22 protein-coding genes and 1 pseudogene are annotated in these 22,364 nt (G+C 64.9%); 16 read left to right on the plus strand and 7 right to left on the minus strand.

Annotated elements, in window-relative coordinates; all coding sequences use genetic code 11:
• Positions 1–5: 5 nt before the first annotated feature.
• From AB0H42_RS34270 to AB0H42_RS34285, 4 genes are all read right to left on the minus strand, one after another.
• Positions 6–845, minus strand: a complete 840-nt coding sequence (locus tag AB0H42_RS34270; RefSeq protein WP_357063683.1) for a hypothetical protein — start codon at positions 843–845, stop codon at positions 6–8.
• Between the two features lie 344 nt (positions 846–1,189).
• Complete coding sequence (locus tag AB0H42_RS34275; RefSeq protein ID WP_357063685.1) at positions 1,190–1,315, minus strand: hypothetical protein; 126 nt, start codon at positions 1,313–1,315, stop codon at positions 1,190–1,192.
• Positions 1,316–1,481: 166 nt separating this feature from the next.
• Positions 1,482–1,814: a WXG100 family type VII secretion target gene (locus AB0H42_RS34280; protein WP_357063688.1), complete on the minus strand. Its 333-nt coding sequence runs from the start codon at positions 1,812–1,814 to the stop codon at positions 1,482–1,484.
• Between the two features lie 1,006 nt (positions 1,815–2,820).
• Complete coding sequence (locus AB0H42_RS34285) at positions 2,821–3,396, minus strand: helix-turn-helix domain-containing protein (protein ID WP_357063690.1); 576 nt, start codon at positions 3,394–3,396, stop codon at positions 2,821–2,823.
• 312 nt (positions 3,397–3,708) lie between these two features.
• Between AB0H42_RS34285 and AB0H42_RS34290 the strand changes: the two genes are divergently transcribed.
• Genes AB0H42_RS34290 through AB0H42_RS34340 form a run of 11 tightly spaced genes read left to right on the plus strand, consistent with a single transcriptional unit; the run spans position 3,709 to position 12,712 of the window.
• Positions 3,709–4,059: a 2Fe-2S iron-sulfur cluster binding domain-containing protein gene (locus AB0H42_RS34290; RefSeq protein WP_357063693.1), complete on the plus strand. Its 351-nt coding sequence runs from the start codon at positions 3,709–3,711 to the stop codon at positions 4,057–4,059.
• Between the two features lie 13 nt (positions 4,060–4,072).
• Positions 4,073–4,873 (plus strand): SDR family NAD(P)-dependent oxidoreductase, encoded by an 801-nt coding sequence (locus AB0H42_RS34295; RefSeq protein ID WP_357063696.1) that lies wholly within the window; start codon positions 4,073–4,075, stop codon positions 4,871–4,873.
• Positions 4,870–5,478 carry a carboxymuconolactone decarboxylase family protein gene (locus AB0H42_RS34300; protein WP_357063698.1) on the plus strand — a complete coding sequence of 203 codons (609 nt, stop codon included), beginning with the start codon at positions 4,870–4,872 and terminating at the stop codon, positions 5,476–5,478. The genes AB0H42_RS34295 and AB0H42_RS34300 overlap by 4 nt, the downstream gene beginning before the upstream one ends.
• A gap of 2 nt (positions 5,479–5,480) precedes the next feature.
• Entirely contained in the window at positions 5,481–6,749 is a 1,269-nt protein-coding gene (locus tag AB0H42_RS34305) for an aromatic ring-hydroxylating dioxygenase subunit alpha (protein WP_357063700.1), read from the plus strand.
• Complete coding sequence (locus tag AB0H42_RS34310) at positions 6,749–7,090, plus strand: hypothetical protein (RefSeq protein WP_357063729.1); 342 nt, start codon at positions 6,749–6,751, stop codon at positions 7,088–7,090. Before AB0H42_RS34305 ends, AB0H42_RS34310 begins: the two co-directional genes overlap by 1 nt.
• A 55-nt stretch (positions 7,091–7,145) precedes the next feature.
• On the plus strand, positions 7,146–7,988 hold the full coding sequence (locus tag AB0H42_RS34315) for a TauD/TfdA family dioxygenase (RefSeq protein ID WP_357063703.1): 843 nt from the start codon (positions 7,146–7,148) through the stop codon (positions 7,986–7,988).
• 46 nt (positions 7,989–8,034) lie between these two features.
• Positions 8,035–9,309 (plus strand): aromatic ring-hydroxylating dioxygenase subunit alpha, encoded by a 1,275-nt coding sequence (locus AB0H42_RS34320; RefSeq protein WP_357063705.1) that lies wholly within the window; start codon positions 8,035–8,037, stop codon positions 9,307–9,309.
• Complete coding sequence (locus AB0H42_RS34325) at positions 9,306–9,635, plus strand: hypothetical protein (RefSeq protein ID WP_357063707.1); 330 nt, start codon at positions 9,306–9,308, stop codon at positions 9,633–9,635. The genes AB0H42_RS34320 and AB0H42_RS34325 overlap by 4 nt, the downstream gene beginning before the upstream one ends.
• Positions 9,632–10,894, plus strand: coding sequence for an amidohydrolase family protein (locus AB0H42_RS34330; protein WP_357063709.1), 1,263 nt, complete (start codon positions 9,632–9,634; stop codon positions 10,892–10,894). The genes AB0H42_RS34325 and AB0H42_RS34330 overlap by 4 nt, the downstream gene beginning before the upstream one ends.
• Positions 10,895–10,928: 34 nt before the next feature.
• The gene (locus tag AB0H42_RS34335) at positions 10,929–11,249 is read left to right on the plus strand and encodes a hypothetical protein (RefSeq protein ID WP_357063712.1); all 321 of its coding nucleotides are present in this window, start codon (positions 10,929–10,931) and stop codon (positions 11,247–11,249) included.
• 14 nt (positions 11,250–11,263) lie between these two features.
• Positions 11,264–12,712, plus strand: a complete 1,449-nt coding sequence (locus AB0H42_RS34340) for an aldehyde dehydrogenase (protein WP_357063715.1) — start codon at positions 11,264–11,266, stop codon at positions 12,710–12,712.
• A 131-nt stretch (positions 12,713–12,843) separates the two neighbouring features.
• Here the strand turns inward: AB0H42_RS34340 and AB0H42_RS34345 are convergent.
• Positions 12,844–14,045: pseudogene (locus tag AB0H42_RS34345) on the minus strand (cytochrome P450).
• 200 nt (positions 14,046–14,245) lie between these two features.
• Between AB0H42_RS34345 and AB0H42_RS34350 the strand changes: the two are divergent.
• Positions 14,246–14,848, plus strand: a complete 603-nt coding sequence (locus tag AB0H42_RS34350; RefSeq protein WP_357063717.1) for a TetR family transcriptional regulator — start codon at positions 14,246–14,248, stop codon at positions 14,846–14,848.
• Between the two features lie 197 nt (positions 14,849–15,045).
• Here the strand turns inward: AB0H42_RS34350 and AB0H42_RS34355 are convergent, their stop codons facing one another.
• Positions 15,046–16,161 (minus strand): NAD(P)-dependent oxidoreductase, encoded by a 1,116-nt coding sequence (locus tag AB0H42_RS34355; protein WP_357063720.1) that lies wholly within the window; start codon positions 16,159–16,161, stop codon positions 15,046–15,048.
• A 68-nt stretch (positions 16,162–16,229) separates the two neighbouring features.
• Entirely contained in the window at positions 16,230–16,832 is a 603-nt protein-coding gene (locus AB0H42_RS34360; protein ID WP_357063732.1) for a TetR family transcriptional regulator, read from the minus strand.
• A gap of 214 nt (positions 16,833–17,046) precedes the next feature.
• Here AB0H42_RS34360 and AB0H42_RS34365 point away from each other — a divergent pair, with 214 nt between their 5' ends.
• From AB0H42_RS34365 to AB0H42_RS34380, 4 genes are all read left to right on the plus strand, one after another.
• A complete protein-coding gene (locus tag AB0H42_RS34365; protein WP_357063721.1) occupies positions 17,047–18,213 on the plus strand; it encodes a spirocyclase AveC family protein in 1,167 nt (388 codons plus the stop codon).
• 1 nt (position 18,214) lies between these two features.
• On the plus strand, positions 18,215–19,033 hold the full coding sequence (locus tag AB0H42_RS34370) for a CbbQ/NirQ/NorQ/GpvN family protein (protein WP_357063724.1): 819 nt from the start codon (positions 18,215–18,217) through the stop codon (positions 19,031–19,033).
• A complete protein-coding gene (locus AB0H42_RS34375; protein ID WP_357063726.1) occupies positions 19,030–20,733 on the plus strand; it encodes a VWA domain-containing protein in 1,704 nt (567 codons plus the stop codon). The genes AB0H42_RS34370 and AB0H42_RS34375 overlap by 4 nt, the downstream gene beginning before the upstream one ends.
• Before the next feature lie 184 nt (positions 20,734–20,917).
• Positions 20,918–22,228 carry a cytochrome P450 gene (locus AB0H42_RS34380; protein ID WP_357063735.1) on the plus strand — a complete coding sequence of 437 codons (1,311 nt, stop codon included), beginning with the start codon at positions 20,918–20,920 and terminating at the stop codon, positions 22,226–22,228.
• Positions 22,229–22,364: the final 136 nt, after the last annotated feature.

Consider the following 22,364-nt stretch of genomic DNA (forward strand, 5'->3'; position numbering starts at 1 on the left):
TATACTCAACGCGCTCGCGCTGTTTTATGGTGAGCGGATAACTGGGAATTAAACGGAACGGTCACTGTTCCGCCCACAAAAATTCTGACACTCTCTCGCATCATCGCATATTCGGGTGTACCTGGGGTGTTGCCCGGATTTGCGGGACCGGTCGCATCATCATCGGTGGCGATGTGGACGGCCATGGCGGCGATGGAGGCGAGGGCGGCGTTGATGCCGTTCGTGGTGAGGTCGGGGATGGCAGTGAAGGCGCCGGATGCGGTTCCGGCGGCGACTACGGCGCCGAAGATGATGAGTAGGCGGCTGATCGACACGGCATTCTTGATGATGCCGGCGGTGGTGGCGACGATTTCGACGGTGACCACAGCACCGCCGCCGGCTGCGGCGGGGGCAGCGAGTCCGGCGCTGAGGGCGGCGGCTACCGCGACGATGCCGACGGTGATGACGACCGCGACGGCGAGCTCTTCGGTGGCCTGGGCGACCGCGGCCTCGATGTCGTCGCGCATCTCCCGGAGGGCGTCACGATGATCGCCGACGGGGGTGACGAGTGCTTTGGAAGCTTGGGCCAGCTTTTCGGCGGCCTGGGTCAAGGTGGTGAGTTTGGCTTCGATCGCCGCGATGTTGGGGTCGGTGTTGCCGGTGAAGGCGGCGTTGACGCCTTTGATCCGGTCGGCGGCGCCGGTGATGGTGGTGTGTTCGGCGAATGTTTTCCAGGCGTCTGCGGCTTTGCCGAGTCTGGTGACATCGCCGTTGGGGATCCGGCCGACCTCCTTCAGTAGCCCGGCGACCGCGCCTTCGTCGAGGCCGGGGCCATTGTCGCCTTGGGCGTTACCCGGTAGTTCCATTCCGGAGTCGTAGAGGGGTTCGGAGGCGGTGGGGCGTTCGGGTTCGGGGCCGCTGGCTGTGGCGCGGTTGGCGTGCCACCAGTTGTAGCCGTTGGCAGCCAGGACATCACCGAAGCGCTGCAGGGCGTTGGCCAGGGTCGCGGCGAGGTGACGATATCGGTGGCGTGTTTGTTATATGCGGTGGTCCAGGCTTCGGAGTCCTTGTGGTCGCCGGCCATGCCCCCGCACTCGTGCAGCAGAGTGCTGTGCAGGGGCCCCAATGCCAGGCAGAGGTCTCCGGCCAGTAGACGGCATTTGTCCGCGGCGGCGTAGTACATACCGGAGTCGATGACCCAGGTCATGGGTTATGCACCCTTCAGCATCTTCCGGTTCACCTCGGCTGCGGTGGTGTAGCGGGTGTGCGCCGTGCGGGCGGCGTCGCTGATATCGGCCAGGCCGGTGGCGAATTCGCGGGCGCCGGTCGACCACACGCGGTGGGCGTCGCGGTAGGCGTTGGCGGCCAGGGTTTCCCAGGCTCCGTCGAAGTGGCGACTTTGTCGTCGATGAGGTCGAGTTGTTCGGTGAGGTAGCCGGCCAGACTCGACAGGCGGGAGACGAGGTTGTCGAGTCGTTCGATATCGACGGCGAATTCGGAATTCATAGGTTCAAGCTCGGGAACTGCTGGGAGTTGGCATCGTCGGTGGCCTCGTAACTGCCGGCCTGCACACCGAGTTCGGCGGCCATGCCGTCGAGTGCCTGCAGGATCTTGACGCCGCCGTCACGCAGTTCGGTCCAGCCACCGCTGAACTCGTTCGCGGCGTCGCCACGCCACCCGTCGGCGAGCAACGCATCGACGTCTGTGCCTGCCGAATCCAGACCGGACCGGAGATTCCGGGCGATATCGGCAACGAACCGTCCCACCGCCCGAACCTCTTCCGGTACAACAGTGACATCACCGGCAGGGTTCGGACTCCCCCCTGGATCGACCATGACTGCGAGATTATCAGGGAGCGCCTGACCCAGCTACCGGCTCGCGCGCACATCGATCCGCACCGAGCCTTTCAGCCACCCGGGACGGGCGGTAGCTCGGGTTTGCCCGCTCGGACCGTTGACATTCCGCGGAGTCGCAATCTTCTCGAGCTCGACTGCTCAACTTCACCGCTCGCGATGAGGTGATCGAGATCTGCTTGTAGGCGTTGCGAGACTGCCGGCCCAAGGCGGGATCGGCCGAAGGCGGGACCGGCCGAAGAAAGTTCTGGTAGCTTTCCAAGCTTCATAGACGATGATTCCTGGATCTCGGCGAAGACTCGATGAGGCGAGATTCAATGGAAGGAACCTCCTTCACGGGGCGACTGAGCCGGGGGCGGTTGTCGTGGCAACAGCAGTTCATGGCCGGGCCGGAAGTAGGTCGATATTCGCTTCACAGGAACAACAACGAAACCGTGTAGTCTGACCGCATGCACACCGAACCCCGGTGCAGCTGCTGCGAAAGCAGTGTTCTGATCCCCCTCCGGACACATATCTCCCTCTCTCTACCTGCTGTTATTTTGTCTGAGCATCAATTGGTCGAACCATATGCGCAGGTCAGCGGCGCGGGGGTTCAAGTCGGGTTCAGCTGAGATGGTCCTAAGAACCAGCTCATCTCGCAGTGCGCTGTATCCAGCAGGATCGCGTACACGACGTCTCGAAACAGTGTCGGGCGAACCGGCACAGTCGATGCACCGATGGCAGGATCGGCTCCTGCTCAGGCTGGGTCGGGGTTCGTGAGGCCTACGCCGACGGCGTAGGCGGTCCGGACTCCGCGTGACGCCTTCTATCAGTGCCGCGCGGACCGGAAGAAGGGGCTGCTGCACGGGCAGGTCACAATTGTCACCTGATCGTGCAGCAGCCCCGATCGGTGCACGGGCGGTGGGAGTGATGATAGGTCCGCCCGCTCCAGCAGGGACTCTCACCTCTGCCCTGTCGGGGCTTGTGGCTGTGGTTGCGATCTGAGTGGCTACCGGGCTCTCGGCTGCCGCTCACCTTCGACGGTGCGGATGAAATCTTCGATCACAGCGGTGATCTCGGCGTGACCGGTGTCGATCTCGAAGGCTTCTTCCATGCGCAGGAATCGGGATACGCTGGACATGAGCATGACCAGCGTTGTCGGTGTCCAGGCTGTGGAGTCGTGGTCGCGCAGCGCTCGGGTGACGATGTCGAGTTGGAGTTCGCGGAATCGTTTCGACGAGCGGATGATCTCGGTGCGGATGGACGGCCGGTGGATGGCCAGAGAAACGAACTCCATGGTGAGGGCCGTGCGGGATTGGTCGTGGACTGCGTCCCACATAGCCCATAGGGGTTGATCGGAGTCGGCGGCCTCGAGTAGGCGCTGATAGCTGCGCTCGGCACCTCTGTGGAACAGTTCGGCGAACAGGTTGTCCATGGTGCCGAAGTAGTAGTAGACCAGTGCGGAATTCACTCCCGCCCGTGTGGCGAGCCGACGGGAGCTGACCGCGGCGTAGCCCTCCTCGAGCATGACCTGTTCGGCTGCGTCGAGGAGCGCGGATCTCGTGGAGAGGCTTCTGGTTACCATCCCGCCTCCGGCCGGAACCGGCGTATCGCTGTCGTTCATTGCACCTCCTGTGTGCCCGGTCGGTTTACCCGTAGCGCTCCGGGTTCGACCGGGAGTCCAGTGGGCCTACTCGATCTTAGGAATGCCGTCGGTCTTCCTTGCGCGGTGCCCTGCGAAGCCGTGACCGGGGAGCGAACCGCTGGCCCGTTCGTACTGTGCGGCTATTGACAGCCGTATCGGATCGCCTCTATAACTTTAACCACTCGATTAATTAATCGAGTGGTTAAAGCGACGCGCTGTGTGTCACGCGGCTGCGACGCTGCAAGGACGACCATGGACTGGGTCGAGAAGGCGGTGACCGTGAGCTGTTCCGGTTTGCCCGATCATGGGGAGCCATCTGCCGGTGGGTGCCCGTGGATCACCATCCGCTGTGACCGCCGAACGGTGACCGGAAGCCATCGGAAGGGAGCGACCATCCTGCAGATGGCGCGCTTTCTCGGTATCGACCCACCGGCAACGTGCGAGACGGGGCACTGCGGTGCCTGTACTGCGCGTGTGGTTTCCGGTGTCGGCGTCGAAATGCGCCATAACGAGGCGCTGTCGGAAGCGGAGGTGGCTGCGGGCTGGGTGCTTACTTGCCAGGCATTGCCCACCCGGGGGCCGGTCCGGGTCGTCTATGAGTAGAAGGAGCATCGCCATGGGCAGTCCCGAGGAAGGCCGGGAGCATATTCCAGGGCCGTTGGCGACCTGCCCGGCCGGTCGTGTCGTCGTCGTCACCGGTGGAGCCTCCGGTATGGGTTTGTCGGTGTCCCGCAGACTGGCGGCGGCCGGCGACCGTGTCGCGGTCTTCGACCGTGACGGTGCCCGGGCGCAGCGCGCGGCGGAGGGCATCCGGGCATCCGGTGGGTCGGCGATGGCCTGCGAGGTGGACGTGACCGACCGGCCCGCTGTGGAGGAAGCCGTGCGCAAGGTGCGCGCGGAGTGGGGTCCGGTGCAGGTGCTCGTCACCAGTGCCGGAGTGTTCGCTTTCGAGGATTTCACCGATATCTCGATCGAGTCGTGGAATCGGATCATCGATGTGAACCTCAACGGCACCTTCCACTGCGTGCAAGCGGTGATCCCCGATATGGTGGCCGCCGGGTGGGGACGCATCGTCACGATCTCTTCCTCCAGTGCCCAGCGGGGTTCGCCGAAAATGGTCCACTACACCGCCTCCAAAGGCGCGGTGATCGCAATGACCAAGGCGCTGGCCCGGGAGTACGCGACGCGCGGGATCACCGTCAACACGATCCCGCCGTCGGGGATCGATACACCCATGTCGCGAGATTCCCAATCTGCCGGGCACCTCCCGGACAACGAGACGATGGCCCGTGCCATCCCGGTCGGCTATCTCGGCAACGGCGAGGATATCGCCGCGGCCTGTGAATTCCTGTGTTCCGCCGACGCCAGGTTCATCACCGGGCAGGTCGTCGGCGTGAATGGTGGTGCTGTGATATGACCTCCACCGTCCCACGGCTGGTGCCGCTGCCGGCCGAGAGCTGGACAGAGGACGCGCGGGCGATGCTCCGCGGACGGCTTCAGCAGGCCGACCGTTATCTGTCTGGGGAACCCGCCGCCCCGCGGCTGCCGAATATCCTGGGGATCCTCGGACATCATCCCGAACTCGGTGGCGCCTGGCTGGAATACAACGGGCTGTTGCTGGAACGCGGGACTCTGGCCCCGCTGATCCGAGAGCTGGCAGTGCTTCGGGTCGCGTGGCGTACCCGCTCGGCCTACGAGTGGAGCCAGCACACGCGGATGGCGGCCGTCCTCGGCATGAGCACGAAAACGATCGAGGATATCGCCTGCGGGGATACGGCCACCTGGCCGGAACTGGAGCGGCTGGTTCTGGCGGCCACCGACGAACTGATCGACCGGCACCGGGTGGCCGATACCACCTGGATCGCGCTCACCGAGTATCTCGACACCCGCGAATTGATCGAATTGCTCTTCGTCGTGGGGTCCTATCTCTGTCTGGCTCTCGTGTTCAACAGCGTCGATCTACAGCCCGATCCGGATACCGGTCCTGTGACGGCACCCGCAACACCCGAATGGGAGGAATGACCATGCCTCGATGGCCCAAACCCGCGGCAGGCACCTGGACTCAGCACTATCCGGACCTCGGGACCGGACCGGTATCGTTCGAGGATTCGGTCTCGCCGGAGTTCTACGACCTGGAGCGGGAAGCGATCTTCAAAAGGGCCTGGTTGAACGTGGGCCGGGTGGAGCAGCTGCCCCGGGTGGGCAGCTACTTCACCAAGGAAATCCATATCGCGAAGACCTCGTTGATCCTGGTGCGTGACCGGGACCGGCAGGTACGTGCCTTCTACAACGTGTGCCGGCACCGCGGCAACAAGCTGGTGTGGAACGAGGACCCGCGCGCGGAGGCGGCCGGCACGTGCCGTCAGTTCACCTGCAAATACCACGGGTGGCGATACGGCATCGACGGAGAACTGACCTTTGTCCAGCAGGAGGGCGAGTTCTTCGACCTCGACAAGTTGGATTTCGGCCTGGCGCCGGTGCATTGCGAGGTCTGGGCCGGATTCGTCTTCGTCAACCTCGCCCCGGAACCGCTGCAGACCTTACGAGAATTCCTGGGCCCCATGGTGACCGCGCTGGAGGACTATCCGTTCGACAAGATGACCGAATGGTACGAGTTCCGGGCCGAGAACCAGAGCAACTGGAAGCTGTTCTCCGACGCGTTCCAGGAGTATTACCATGTCCCCGGCCTGCATTCGCAGCAGGTGCCCGGTGCGGTGCGTAATCCGGAACCGAATTTCGAATGTGCGCATTTTCAGGTGGACGGTCCACACCGGGTGGTGAGTACCGGCGGGGCGCGTCGCTGGACGTTACCGCCGGAGTACATGTATCCGATCGAACGGGTCACCCGCAGTGGATTGGTGGGGCCGTGGGAGTCCCCGGATATCGGTGAGCTGCCGCCCGGTATCAACCCGGGGCGGGTGGAGCCGTGGGGGATCGACAACTTCCAGATCTTCCCGAACCTCGAGATTCTGTTCTATCGCGGCTGGTACCTGATCTACCGCTACTGGCCGACCTCCTACAACAGTCACGTGTTCGAGGGGGTCCTGTGCTATCAACCGGCCCGCACGGTCCGGGAGCGGGTGGAGCACGAGGTGTCCTCCGTGGTGTTCAAGGAGTTCGCCCTGCAGGACGCCGGGATGCTGACCGGCACCCAGACCGCGCTCGAATCGGCCTACCGCACCGCGGGGATCACCGACTATCCGGTCAACGACCAAGAGATCCTGGTCCGGCACTTCCACAAAGTGGTCGCCGACTGGGTGGGGGAGTACCGCGGCGAACGAGTGGGGGTGTGATCCCGATGGCCGAGAACATGCTGCCGCCCGCGTTCGCCGAATTCGAGAAGTTCGCTCCGATCTGGTGCCTGGCGACCGAGACCGAGCGGTGGAACCGCCGGATGGGCAGCTCGATGGACGAACTGAACGAGTTCTATGCGGCGTTCTTCCCGCGGCTCGAAGAGGCGATCGCCTACTGCGACAAATTCGGCCTCGACGATCTGCCCGACGAGGTGCTGCATCTGCTGCAGCTCATCTATTCGCTGGCCATGGTGGCCATGGCAGTCGAAATCTTCCTCCAGCCCCGGCCGGTCGACAGCGCCGACGCCGAACTGGAACGCATCGGGGAGCCGTGGCCGTGAACCGACCCGGCCGGCCCCCGGCATCACCTACTCGGACCGCAGGAGCGCAGCAGTAATGACCACAGTGACAGTGGAGAAACTCAACCATGAGATCGGCGCCGAGGTCGCGGGCCTCGATGCCGACCGGATGGCATCCGATGACACCGTCCCCGGGCTCGTCCTCGACGCTTTGGAAGCCAACGGCGTACTGGTGTTCCGGGGCCTGAATTGGGAACCGGAGGCGCAGGTGGCCTTCTGCCGCAAACTCGGCGAGATCGACACCTCCGCCGGCCATCATCCGGTGACGGGAATCTACCGGGTCAGCTTGGACTCTTCGAAGAACTCGTCGGCCGGTTATCTGCGCGGCACCTTCGACTGGCATATCGACGGCTGCACGCCCCGAGACGATGTGTATCCGCAGATGGCGACCGTATTGTCCGCGAGAGCCGTTGCTGTCAGCGGTGGCGAGACCGAATTCGCCAGCACCTACAAGGCCTACGACCGCCTCACCGACGAGGAGAAGGCGCGATTGGCGACAGTGCGCGTGCTGCATTCGCTGGAGGCCTCGCAGCGTCCGGTGACCCCCGATCCCTCGCCCCGGCTGCTCGAGTACTGGCAGAACTGGCCGACTCGCGAGCACCCGCTGATCTGGACCCACAAGTCGGGCCGCCGCTCCCTGGTCCTCGGCACTTCCACCGACCACGTGGTGGGTATGGACCGCGCCGAGGGACGTGCGCTACTCGACGACCTGCTCGCTCATACCACCGCTCCCGAACGGGTCTACCGGCACGAATGGTCGGTCGGCGACACGGTGATCTGGGACAACCGGGGAGTCATCCACCGGGCGGCACCGTACCCGGAGAATTCGCCGCGCGAGATGTTGCGCACCACCGTGCTGGGCGACGAACCGATCCAATAGTCACCGGGTATCTCCCGCAACGATCGACACCTCAAGGAGCACCACCATGCCCCGCTGGCCCAAACCCGCCGAAGGCAGCTGGACCGAACACTATCCCGAACTGGGCACCGCCCCGATGTCCTATGAAGATTCGATCTCCCCGGAGGTCTACGAACAGGAACGGGAAGCGATCTTCAAGAAGGCCTGGCTGAACGTCGGGCGGGTCGAGCAGGTGCCGAGGGTGGGCAGCTACTTCACCAAGGAAATCCACGCCGCCTCTGCCTCCGTGATCGTTGTACGCGATAAGGACAAGCAGGTCCGGGCCTTCTATAACATCTGCCGACACCGCGGCAACAAACTGGTGTGGAACGAACTGCCCCGCGAAGAGGTTTCCGGCACCTGCCGGCAGTTCACCTGCAAATATCACGGCTGGCGCTACGGACTCGACGGCGAGCTCACCTTCGTCCAGCAGGAGGGCGAGTTCTTCGACCTCGACAAGTCGGATTATGGCCTGGCTCCCGTGCACTGCGAAGTATGGGCCGGATTCATATTCGTCAATCTGGCTCGCCGGCCGGCGCAGTCACTGCGGGAGTTCCTCGGGCCGATGATCACCGACCTGGAGGGCTACCCCTTCGATCAACTCACCGAACGCTATTCCTACCGCTCCGAAGTCGGCGCGAACTGGAAACTCTACATGGATGCCTTCCAGGAGTTCTATCACGCCGCCGTCCTACACGGGAACCAGTCTCCGGACAACTTCTCCGCCGCGGCCCAGGCTGCCGGCTTCGAAGCGCCGCACTATCAACTGCAGGGGCCGCATCGCCTGGTCAGCACCTCCGGAGTGGTGACCTGGGAACTCGACCCGTCCATGCGTAAACCGATGGAGGACATCACCCGGGGCGGACTCTTCGGCCCGTGGGACGTCCCTGATCTGGGTGAACTGCCCTCCGGCGTCAATCCGGGGAAGTGCGAGCCGTGGGGACTGGATTCGTTTCAGATGTTCCCCAACTTCGTGATCCTGATCTGGTCGGCGGGCTGGTATCTCACCTACCACTATTGGCCGACCTCGTACAACACCCATATTTTCGAGGGGAACCTGTACTTCATCCCGGCCCGGACGCCGCGCGATCGAGTCGCCCACGAGATGACGGCCGTGACGTTCAAGGAATACGGCTTGCAGGACGCCAGCACCCTCGAAGCGACGCAGATGACACTGGAATCGCGAGCGGTGACCCATTTCCCGCTGTGCGATCAGGAGATCCTGCTCCGCCACCTGCACAAGACCGCGGCCGACTGGGTCGCCGACCACCGCGAGCAACAGACAGGAGTAGTCCAGCGATGACATTGCTACCCCCGGAATTCTCCGACCTGGAACCCTTCGCCGCGCAGTGGTGCCTGGCCACCGAGCGGGAACGCTACGCACGGCGGATGGCCTCCTCGATGGAGAAGATGCAGCGGTTCTACGACGCGATAACGCCGCGCGCGGAGAACGCCTTGAGCTATCTGGATGCGGTAGGCCTCGACGATATGCCCGATGACGCGCTGAACCTGCTGCACCTGCTGTATTCGATGATCATGGTGTCCTTCCCGGTCGAGGTGTGGAATCAGCCGTGGATTCCCGATGCCAGCCAGGCATCGATGGACTGCGTCATCGAGCCGACGCCGTGAGCACCGGCGCCACGGTCCTGCGCGCAGCGCGGTGGATCGATATCGATGCAGGTCAGGTGCGCTCGCCCGCGGTGATCGTCGTCCGCGACGGACTGATCGAGGCCGTGAATCCACCCGAGATTCCCGCCGACGCGACCACGGTGGACCTCGGTGACCGCACAGTGTTGCCCGGTCTGATGGATATGGAAATCAACCTGCTCATCGGCGGCCCCGAAAACCCCAGCGGGTTACCGAATCCGATGCACGGTGTGCAGGACGATCCCGTCTACCGCACACTGCGCGGCACCGTCAACGCCCGGGCCACGCTCATGGCCGGATTCACCACCGTTCGCAACCTGGGGCTCATGGTCAAGACCGGCGGATATCTGCTCGACGTCGACCTCGGCCGCGGGATCGAGAACGGCTGGTTCCCGGGCCCGCGGGTCGTCTCGGCCGGACACGCCATCACGCCCACCGGCGGGCACCTCGACCCCACCATGTTCCAGAAACTGGCCCCGCACATCATGCCGATGTCGGTGCAAGAGGGGATGGCCGACGGAGTGCCGGCGGTCCGGGCGGCGACCCGCTACCAGATCAAATACGGCGCCGGAGTCATAAAAATTTCGGCATCGGGCGGAGTGATGTCGCACAGCACCGCGCCCGGCACCCAGCAATACTCCGACGAGGAACTCGCCGCCATCGTCGACGAAGCCCATCGTGCCGGTATCAAGGTCGCCGCCCACGCGCACGGAGACGCGGGCATCCGCGCCTGTATCCGCGCCGGCGTCGACTGTATCGAGCACGGGTCCCTTGCCGGCGATGACACCGTGCAGATGATGGTCGACCACGGCACCTTCCTGGTCCCGACCAGCTATCTGTCCGAAGGCCTCGACACCTCCAAAGCTCCGCCCGCGCTGCGTCGTAAAGCCGAACAGGTCTTCCCGAAAGCACGCCGGATGCTGGCAAAGGCGATCGAGGCCGGAGTGAAGATCGCCTGCGGCACCGACGCACCCGCAGTGCCGCACGGACAGAACGCCAAAGAACTCTGGGCGCTGGTCGATCGCGGAATGACCCCGATGCAGGCGCTGCGTGCCGCGACCGTGACCAGCGCCGAGCTCATCGATGCCGAGGACCGTGGCCGGCTCGCACCGGGTCTGCTCGCCGATATCATCGCCGTCCCCGGCGATCCCGCCCGCGATATCACCGCACTCGAGACCGTGGATTTCGTGATGAAGGACGGCGTTGTCCACAAGAATTCTACCGCCGAGCCGGGCCGCTGACCTCACCACCGCCCGACAACAGAAGGAGTCACACATGCCCAAAGGAATTCTCTACGTCGAATCCCGTCCCAGCTCGGCGGCCGAGGTCGAGGAATACCATCGCTGGTACACCGAAACTCATATCGGCGAGATGCTCGGGGTCGACGGTATCGTTTCCGCCCGCCGACTCGAACCGATCGCCGGAGACGGTAGTTTCATCGCCCTCTACGAAATCGAGGCCGATGACCTGGCCGCGGTACAAGCGCGGATGGGCGAGCGAGCCCGCTCGGGGGAGATGTCGAAACCGGTCGCCGTGCAATCGGATCCACCGCCCACCGTGCGATTGCTGCGTGAACTGAGTGTGCACACCTCTTGAGATCGGCTGACGCCATGCGCGAATACACGAGCCTCTTCATCGGCGGCGCCTGGGTAACGCCGAAGGACGGCGGACTGATCGAGGTGATCTCCCCGGACACCGAAAAACCCATCGCGCAGATCGTCGCACCTGGACGCGCCGATGTCGACCACGCGGTCGAGGCGGCGCGCAGAGCCTTCGACGAGGGCCCATGGCCGCGGCTCGACCCCGCCGAGCGGGTCCGGATCGTGCGTGATCTCGCCGACCGCTACGAAGCGCGCGTGGAGGAAGTCGCGCAGCTGGTCACGGCGGAAATGGGAGCCCCGATCACCTTTTCCCGATCCGCGCACGCCCGGCTACCCGGCGTGATGATGCGGGCCCTTGCCGATCTCGCTGAAACGTTTCCGTGGGAGGAGCGCCGCGCCGGCTACTATGGTTCGGACGTTCTGATCCACCGCGAACCCGTGGGCGTGGTGGCCGGAGTGGTCCCGTGGAACATGCCGATGCTCATGGTGGTCGCCAAACTGGCTCCGGCCTTGCTGACCGGCTGCACCGTGGTGCTCAAACCCTCACCCGAGACGCCATTGGATGCCTATCTCATGGCCGAACTGATCCAGGACAGCGAGATCCCGCCGGGCGTCGTATCCATCCTGCCCGGCGACAGCGACATCGGGAAATATCTTGTCGGTCACCCCGGTATCGACAAGGTCTCCTTCACGGGATCCACCGCAGCCGGCCGCGAAGTCGGCGCCGTATGCGGTGCCGCTCTCAAACGCGTCAGCCTGGAACTCGGCGGCAAATCCGCCGCGGTCGTGCTCGACGATGCAGACCCGGAAACCGTCGCCTCCGGTGTGCAGGTGGCCGCGCTGATGAACACCGGACAGGCCTGCGTCGCGCAGACCAGAATTCTGGTACCGCAGCACCGGCACACCGAATTCGTCGATGCGCTGGCCGCCATGATCGACCGGCTCGTTGTCGGGAGTCCCCACGAAGAGGCCACCCAGATCGGTCCCCTGGTCTCCGCTCGGCAGCGGGAGCGCGTCCGCGACTACATCCGGCAGGGGCATGCCGAAGGCGCTCACCTGGTCGCCGGAGGCCCTGAACCGCCCCCCGGCGCAGACACCGGCTGGTACATCCGGCCGACGTTGTTCACCGAGGTGGCCCCCGACATGCGTATCGCCCGGGAAGAGATTTTCGGACCGGTGCTGACCGTGCTGCCCTACCGGGGTCTCGACGATGCCGTGCGACTCGCCGACGACACCGAGTACGGCCTCTCCGGCTCGGTGTGGACTCGGGACCCCGAGCGCGGCCTGGCCGTCGCGCGCCGCATCCGCAGCGGAACACTCGGGATAAACCAGGCCTACAGCATGGATCCGCACGCGCCTTTCGGCGGTGTCAAGGCCAGCGGAGTCGGGCGGGAATTCGGGCGCGAAGGGCTCGAAAGTTACCTCGATACTAAGTCGATCTCGACGCTGCGAGCCTGACACACACGGGTTTGATACCGCTTGCTGCGCCGGTGACGAAGTATCCTCGGCCTCCGAGGTCCTGCATTTCGGTATCTTCCGGCCGTTCGTTCCGGACGCTCTGGGATCCGCTGACGGTGTCCAGGTAGGGGTCAAGGCAGGACGGCGGGCATGGTGTCCCATCCACGGACCGGCGAGGTTGTCGACATTCGTGCCGTGGTGAGGTCGACGTCCCATTGCGGGAAGCGCCTCAGCACCTCTTCGAGGGCGATGCGGCCTTCGAGGCGGGCCAGGGCGGCGCCGAGGCAGAAGTGGGCGCCGATCCCGAACCCGAGATGGGGTTGCGGTGGGCGGTGGATATCGAACGTGTCGGCGTCGGGTGGGTATCGGCGGTGGTCGTGGTTGGCTGCCCCGATGAGAAGCATCATGACGCTGCCGGCGGGCACCTTGCGGCCGTAGTGCTCGATGTCGCGGGTGACATAGCGTGCGGCGTGAGGTGCCGGTGGCTCGAGTCGGAGCAGTTCCTCGATTGCCCGGGGAATGAGGCCGGGGTCGTCGGCGAGTTCGCGGCGTTGATCGGGGTGCTCGGCGAGGACTTTGCCCGCCCAGCCGATGAGGCGTGTCGTGGTTTCTTTGCCGGCGCTGGCCACCACGTTCACATACATCAGCAGTTCGTCGCGGGTGAGCCGCCGGACCGCTCCCGTTTCGTCCTCGAACTCGACCTCGAGCAGTTCGGTGACGATGTCGTCGGAGGGGTGTTTCTCCCGCCAGTCGATGTATTCGGCGAAGATCCGGCCATCGTCCAACCCGTCGGAGGCTGCTGTCATGGGGCGGCCGTCCTCGGTGGCCACCTGAGCATTGAGTGATCCCGGACCGCCTCCTGGATCTCTTCGGGGATGCCGAGGAGCAGGCAGATCACCCGCATCGGCATAGGAGCACCCAGGTCGGTGATGAAGTCGAAACCGGCGCCGCCGACCAGGGGATCGAGGCTGCGGGCGCAGAATTCGCGGACCATCGGCTCCAACCGGGCGATGGTGCGGGGTGTGAACATCCGCGCCACGAGCCGGCGATGGATGTCGTGCCGTGGGGGATCCTCCATCACCAGCAGACCCGGTGGGATCTCGATACCGGCCTTGATCAATTCCAGGACATTACCGCGGCCGGAGCTGTAGGTCGCGGGGTCGGCGAGGCAGCTGTTGACGTCGGAGTACCGACTCAGCGCGTAGAAGTCGTGCTGTTCGTTGTAGTACAGCGGCTGCTCTTCACGTAGCCGAGCGAACATCGGGTAAGGGTCGGCGATGAGACCCGTGTCGTAGGGATCGAAGAAGACGTCGCTGGTAGCGGAGACGGTCATAGCCGTCGCTCCTCTCTGGGGAGAGTCCCCCAGAGCATCGATGCACGCCAGGGCGGCCTGGTGGGCACCTACGGCGACGCTGCCGGGCGGTCGGCGTAGGAGCCGTGCCCGCACTCGAGATGCGGACATGTTATTAACATACGCGCTCGTATGTGAGATTTGCGGCCGTATGCGAGTTCCGGCTTTGACAGGATGGTGGGATGGTCGAGCGCTGGACCCGGGAACGACGTACCGAGCACACCCGTAACCTGCTCGTCGATGCGGCACAGGAGGTCTTCGCCGCCAAGGGCTTCGGCGCGGCGAGCCTCGACGATATCGCTGCCGTCGCCGGATATACCCGGGGCGCGATCTATGTGCACTTCAAGACAAAGGAAGACCTGTTCCTGGCCGTCCATCAACGGTACTGGCGGCGCTTCTTCGACAACTTCACCGAATTGCTGGCCTCGGTCACAGAGATCGGTGAGAGTGAGCTCGCCGAGATCGCCGGACGATGGCGCCGCGTCGCCGAAAGCGGTGGCGCCCAGCAGGCCGCGCTGGGCTACGAATTCACCCTCTACCTGCTCCGGAACCCCGAAGCCCGCGCGCGTGTGGCGCCGAAACAGCAGCAGGTGACCGACGCGCTCACGGCCTTCATCGTAGAAAGCCTCGGCAATCTCGGCGCCACCCTCAGGATGCCGGTATCCACTTTCGCACAGCTGCTGATCGCCACCAGCGACAGCATCATGCTGGCCGCCGAATTGAACGACACCGACCTGTACCGGCCGGTACTCGAGATGTACACGGCGGTGATCACCGCGCCCTGACCGCACGGCGACGAAGGCCGTGCAGAGGCATCACCTACTCGCGGGTTCACCGGCGATCCGATGGGCCACGGGACCCGGAGCGTGAGGAGTGTCGCTGTCGCACAGCCCTTCTCGGGGGCGATATATCGCGCGGTCGCTCGCCGGCTCCGACGCTTGTGGGTCAGCGGGGTGCCGTGCCAGTACCGGAGATGCCGTGCTCAGCGGTCCGTGTCTCCGCTACTTTCGGCGAGGGCTTGCGGGCCGTATCGGGCGGCGATCAGGCTCCAGGGATCGGCGTAGCGGCCCCGATGTTCTATTCGTCGCTGCAGGGCCAGGGCCGTGCGTATCGCCGGCCGAAGGAGGGAGCCGGTGGTCCGGAGGGCGATTCGCAGGAAACGTGGCTGAGCCTCGGCGATCCACGCGACCGTTTCCCGCCACTCGTGCTGCTGGAAGTTCAGTAGCGCTTGTGATTCCGTGGTGTCGAACCAGCCGGTGAAGGCCCATCCCCGGTCGTCGGCGGGGTCGCCGGGCAGGCTTGCCGAGGGTCCGAGCCGGCCGATGCCCATGGCTTCGAACATGGCGTCCTCGACGTCGCGGTGGGTGTGGGCGTAGCTGTCGTTGCCGGCGATGAGCAGCACTTTGCCGTCGATGCTGTCGCGGTGGTCGACGGCGTTGGCGAATGCCAGGGCGACGTCTCGGGCGTCGACGCCGTGGAGTCGGTTGTCGCCGGGGGTCGCGCGGATGAGCACCAGGTGGTCGGTGTTGATGCCGGCGGTGGTGTCGGGGGACAGTACGCCGCCGAGCCGCAGGCACGCATGGGGGAGACCGCTGCGGGTGATGACACCCTCGGCCAGTACCTTGTCCTCGCCGTACTGGTCGATCGGGGCGACCGGCGTGTCTGCCGTGATGCGTTCGGGATGACGGTGCGGATTGCGGGAACCGTATACCGCTGCGCTGGAGGCGAACAGCAGTAGTGGTGCGGTCGACAGCTTCTGGCCCGCGCGCACGAGGTTCTCGGTGCCGCCGACGTTGATTCGTCGCGCCAACTGTGGGTTGCGGTAGGACTGCGGGGAGAACATGGCGGCCAGATGGATGATCGTGCCGGGGCGGTGTTCCTCCACGAGCGCCTCGACAGCGCCGGAGTCGAGCAGATCGGCGAAGGTGGTGTGCAGAGTGCCCGGTCCGGTAGCCCCGGCCAGTTCGTCCGCAGCGGACAGTGTGGTGTCGGTGCGTAGATCCGTGGCCACCACGGTTCGGCCTCTGGACAGCAGAAGTTCGGTGACGCGTTTGCCGACCTGGCCGAATGCGCCGGTGACGAGGACGGGAGCGCTCATAGTGCCTTCTTTCACGCCGAGCCACGCGGAACTTGTGCAGCCGCCCGCGAAGTCGCAGGAAATGATCGTCAGGGAAGTTTGACGACCGACAGATACATTTCGAGGATCGGCCGATAGAGGTCGATATCGTCGAGTTGGCTGCCGAGTATCACGGAGTCGCTGGTGGCGATGAGTACCTGGGCGAAGGCACGCGGGGTGATCGTCAGACTGCCGCCCACACGCTCGAGGTTCTCGGCGACAAATGCGGCGAGTTCTTCGGCTACTTCCAGCCGCTTGGCCGCTACCCGTGCCCGGGCCTCCGGATTTCGCAGGAGGTAGAGCGTGAACTCGTGCCCCAGCGCGGCATGCTCCGCACCGCGGTCGTGACTCAGCCGACGCCACCGTTCGGCGACTCTATCGAGTTCGTGCGGCCCGACCGCGGTGACGGATGAGAGGACTTCGGCGAAGTTGTCGAAGTAGCGACGCCAGTAGCGGTCGCTCACCGCCAGGAACAGTTCCTCCTTCACGGAGAAATGTTTGTAGATGGCGCCCTTCGTGTAGCCGGCCGCGTGGGCGATGTCGTCGAGGGTTGCTGCCGCGAAACCCTTTTCGGCGAACACCTCCTCGGCGGCATCCAGGAGGAGCGCACGGGTGCGTTCCAATCGCCGTTCTTTCGTCCAACGCTCCACCACGACAGCGATCCTAGCATGGATCTCAGATCCCCATTGTGACTGTGGATACTCATTGGTATCTTGGCGGAGGGCCGGATGCCAGAAGAAGGCGGACACGCCGCGGAAGACGGACTTCCGTTGCGGCGCCGGTGATATCGAGCGCATCGCCGCGTCGCCGCTGCCCGGCGACCGGACCAGCGAGCGCTGCGGAACGCAATCCAGAAGGGGCAGTTGCATGAGCGAACTGTCGAACAAGAAGACCGCCGAGGTCACCGAAACACTCGGCGCCGCGACCCTCGGCGCCGAGAATCGGCAAACGAGCAAAGGCATCTACATCTGGGCCATCCTCGGCGGGCTGATCCTGGCGCTCCAGGTGTACGTCTGGATCAGATGGGTCACCGGCCCCTATTTCGAACGGGTGCCCACCGGCCCGAACGATCCGCCGATGCTCATGAAGACGATCCTCAGCATCTGGACCGCCGGTGTCCTGATCGGTTTTCCCCTCGCCATCTACTGGTGGATCATCAGGCCGTGGTGGCGCGAGCGCCGGATCACCCTGGACGGCATACTGCTGGCGTCCATGGGCCTGATGTTCTTCCAGGACCCGTTCCTGAACTATGTGAACACGTGGTGCACGTACAACACCTGGATGTTCAACAGGGGTTCCTGGGCGCCCTACGTTCCTGGTTGGGTATCGCAGGAGGAGCCGGGTGCCCAGGTCGCCGAACCACTACTGATGAACGTCCCGGGCTATGCGTGGGGCGTGCTGCTGATCACGATCGGCGTGTGCTGGTTCATGCGGAAGGTCAAGTCACGCTGGCCCGGGATCAGCAATCTTCAGTTGATCGGTGTCACGTTCGCGTTCACCTTCGTCCTGGACTTCATCATGGAAGGCTGCATGCTGCTGCCGCTCGGGCTCTACACCTTCCCGGGCGCGATCCAGTCTTTGTCGTTCAACGCGGGTCATTATTACCAGTGGCCGATCTACGAGGGCCTGATGTGGGGTGCGGTGCAGGCGGGCCTGGCGTGTCTGCGTTTCTTCACCGATGATCGCGGTCGCACGATCGTGGAGCGCGGGCTCGACCAGGTCCGAGGTGGCGTCGTCCGGCAGCAGCTCACGCGTTTCCTGGCGATATTCGCGGCGGTGAGCGCGATCTTCTTCGTCTTCTACAACCTTCCCGCGCAATGGGTCGGCCAGCATGCCGATCCCTGGCCCGAAGATATCCAGGAGCGTTCGTACTTCACCGGCGGCATCTGCGGCGACGGGACGGATAAGCCATGCCCTCATCCCGATCTGCCGATGCCACGCAATGACTCCGGCTACATCGACAAGGACGGTCAACTCGTCCTGCCGGACGGAGTCGAGATGCCGAAGATCGTGCCGTTCCAGCCGGAGGACTGATATGCCGACCACAGCCACAGCCGTGAGCCGCCCCGACATCCAGGCACCGTTCTACCGGGTGGTCGGAGACGAGGCAGACGTATTCCGCGCCGCGTCCTGCCGCGGCGTACCGGTCCTGTTGAAAGGCCCCACGGGATGCGGGAAAACCCGCTTCGTGGAGGCCATGGCGCACGAACTGGGCCGCCCGCTGATCACGGTCGCCGGCCACGAAGATATGACCTCCGCGGATCTGGTGGGCCGGTTCCTGCTCAAGGGCGGTGAAACGGTGTGGGTCGACGGACCCTTGACCCGCGCGGTTCGCGAGGGCGGAATCTGCTATCTGGACGAGATAGTGGAGGCGCGTCAGGACACCACGGTGGTGATCCACCCGCTCGCCGACCATCGCCGTGAGCTTCCTGTCGATCGGCTCGGTACCACGGTTGCGGCGGCGCCGGGCTTCCAGTTGGTGATCTCCTACAACCCCGGGTACCAGAGCGTTCTGAAGAACATCAAGGAGTCCACCCGGCAGCGATTCGTCGCGATCGAACTCGGCTTCCCGCCGCCCGCGATCGAGCGCGAGGTGGTGGCGCGTGAGGCCGGGGTCGCTCCGGAAATCGCCGATGCTCTGGTCACGCTGGGTAACGCCATCCGGAACCTGGACGGATCACCGCTGCGCGAAGCGTCCTCGACCAGGATGCTGATCCTGGCCGGGACGCTGGTGGCAGGTGGGCTGAACCTGCGCGCCGCCGTCCGGTCCGCGGTCGTACAGGCTCTGTCCGACGATCCGGATATCGTGCGCGCCCTCGGTGAACTCGCCGATGTCGTCCTGCCGTCGTCATGACCCCATCGGAAACCGAAGATCCGGAACGGTTCCGGCTCCTCGCCACCTTCCTCGCCGGCCGGTCCGTCGCAGTCGCGGCGGCCCCGGCCGGTGCGGCCGCGTATACCGACGGCGACACTGTCTTCGTTTCCGCGGGTAGTTGCCCCGTCCAGCAGCGCAGTGAAGTGCTGGTGCAATGTGCTCTGCTCCGGGCGGGAAGCCTGGATCAGGGTGTGATCAAAGGGCTGCGAGGACGTCCGCGCATCGCGCGTCGCTACCTGGCGCTCGAAGGCAGGCGCGGGCTCACCGAACTCGCCCTGCGCGTGCCGATCGCCGCCGCGCTCGGTCCGTACGGGGAAGCGCAGACCGCCACCGTCGACGAATCGCTCGCCCTCGCGAGAGGTAGGGCCGTGATCGCCGATCCGCCGGAGTGGTTCGGGGCCATCGAACCCGCCCGATTACTGAAGTCCGGCCGCGGACCGAACGCCCGGGCGACCGACAAGGACCTGCGGCTGGAATTCGATCTCCTCGAGCAGCTCGATCCCGACGACGAAGACGAAGACGACGACGCGGCGGGTACCGGCACCAGCCGCATCCTGAAACTCTTCGAGAATCCGCTGGTCAACTCAGAAAAGCTCGCCGATCTGCTACGGAAATTGCTCGGCACCTCGCGCGCCCCCGGAGACAGCGATGCCGGTGCCCAGATGCGGGTTCGTGCCGTTCGGCGGGGCCGGATGGCAGGTAGCGATGCCCGGCCGCTGCCTACCGCGATCAATTTCGTCGTCGACGGAAAACCCGGCGCCGTCGCCGGCATAGGCGGAGCCTGGTACCCGGAATGGGATGTCCATGACAACAGGTATTGGCCCGAGTGGTGCCGGGTTCTGGACTTCCCGCTGAGAACCGCCGCGGATACCGCCGCCGCTGATATCTCGCACGATGACGTGCTCCGGCGCCGCCTGGCGCGTGTCGGCCTCGGGCCCAAGCTCTTACGCCGTCGTCCCGACGGAGACGAACTGGATATCGATGCCTTGCTCGACCTGGTCGTCGATGTACGGTCGGGCCACTCACCAGCGGAGAACGTGTACGCCGAATCCCGCAAACAGGCACGGAATCTCGGTGTTCTCATCCTGCTGGACGCCTCCGGTTCCGCCACCGATACCGATCCGGACGGCCGCGCCGTCCATGAGCACCACCGCCGGGCCGCCGCTGTCCTCGCCGCCACGCTGGACGAACTGGGCGACCGTGTCGCGGTGTACGCGTTCCGCTCCGACAGTCGGCACGCCGTTCACCTTCCGGCGATCAAAACATTCGATCAGCGGTTCGGCGCAGTCGAGCGGGCGCGGCTCAACCAGATCCAGCCCTCCGGATATACGAGGCTCGGTGCCGGTATCCGCGGCGCCGGCCGGATCCTCGACACCGAGGCAGGCACACCGTATCGTCTGCTCCTCGTTCTTTCCGACGCCCTGCCCTATGACCACGGCTACGAAAGCCGCTATGCCGAAGCCGACACCCGCAAGGCAGTCGACGAACTCCGCGCCGACGGGATCGCCTGCCTCTGCCTGTCCATCGGGGCGGCAACCACCACCGACACGCTCGGACGCGTGTTCGGTCCGGCTGGGTATGCGAACGCCGCGACCCTCTCCGACCTGAGCCCGAATATGGACGGGTTGTTCTCGGCGGCGCTACGGGAACTGAGGGCGCCGAAGCCACGAGGAAGGTGAAGACGGAAACGGTCTCGCCCGGGCCGCCCGCCGGGCATTCGGCACCGCGGAGCCGCCCGGCACATCTGGTCGAAGGTCCGAACAGCGTGGAGCCCCGCGTCGGATCGTCGCCCGCCTAGGTGTGGACTCTCTTCGAAAGGAATCAACAGTGGACGCAGAACATCTATCGACCGACTCCGGCCGGATGCGCAAGCTCTATCACTTCGACCGGCACACCCCGGAGTATCGGGGCCGATTCACCGCCATTACCGGGGAGATGCACGAAAAATGCCCGGTGGCCTGGAGCGACACTTACGGTGGCCATTGGGTCGCCGCCGGTCACCGCGAAGTGTTCGAACTCGCGCGGTGTCCGCACGTGTCGAATGATCGCGACTACAAGAACGAACGCCGGGGCTATCTCGGTATCACCATTCCGTTCGCCGAGACCCCGATGCCCATGCGCAACGGCATTCTGGAAATGGACGATCCCGAGCACCGGCTGTTCCGCGCGGTACTCAACCCCTACCTGTCGCCGAGCGCCGTACGCCGGTGGGAGCCCTTCATCGATGAGCTGGTGCGCGCGTGCCTCGACGAGAAGATCGAGTCCGGGCGGATCGACTTCGTCGACGATCTCGCGAATATCGTCCCCGCGGTCGTGACTCTCGGCATGCTCGGAATACCGCTGGCGAAGTGGGTCGTCTACAACGAACCCTCGCACGCGGTGGTGTATACCCCACCGGATTCACCCGACCGGGAACGAGTGCAGGAACTCAACATGGCGATGGGCCTGGACCTGCTGGCGAACCTCCACGTGATACGGGAGAATCCGCGACCCGGCCTGATCGACGGATTGGCCCGGTTGGAGATCGACGGCGAAAAACCCGAAGACATCGATCTGCTCGGCATGCTCGGGCTGCTCATCGGCGGCGGGTTCGATACGACCACCGCACTGACCGCCCACTCACTGGAATGGCTGTCCGAGCACCCCCGCGAACGGGAAACCCTCAGTCGCGAACGCGAACTGTTGCTGAACCCCGCGACCGAGGAATTTCTGCGCTACTTCACCCCCGCGCCCGGTGACGGCCGAACCATCGCCGCGGACTGCGAAATCGCCGGCCAGCGTTTCGAAGAAGGCGAGCGGCTCTGGCTGTCCTGGGCGATGGCGAACCGTGACCCCGCGGTATTCCACGAACCAGACACCCTGGTTCTGGACCGTAAAGGTAATCGGCACACCAGCTTCGGGCTCGGGATACACCGCTGCATCGGGTCCAATCTCGCGCGCACGGTATTCAAGCGAATGCTGGTCGCCGTCCTCGACCGGATCCCGGACTTCGACTGTGACCCGGAAGGGACGGTGCACTACGACACCATCGGGGTGATCCAGGGGATGCGCAAACTGCCCGCGACGTTCACCCCCGGCCGCCGTTCGGGACCGGGTCTGGACGACACTCTCCTCACCCTGGAGCGGATGATCGACGAACACGGGCTCGCCGCCCCCGTAACCGCTGGGTCGTGATCGTGCCCAGGGGCCGGCAGACAACCGGCCGTGCAGCGGCCTTAGGCCGCGTTTCATAAGCCCGATGGTGTGGGATGGAACCCGTTGTCCGGGTTGAGAAGTTGGTGATGTGGCGAGGTCTCCGGTAGTTGGTTGA

It is taken from the genome of Nocardia sp. NPDC050799 (genome assembly GCF_040654015.1).
In the GTDB taxonomy this organism is placed as follows: Bacteria; Actinomycetota; Actinomycetes; order Mycobacteriales; family Mycobacteriaceae; genus Nocardia.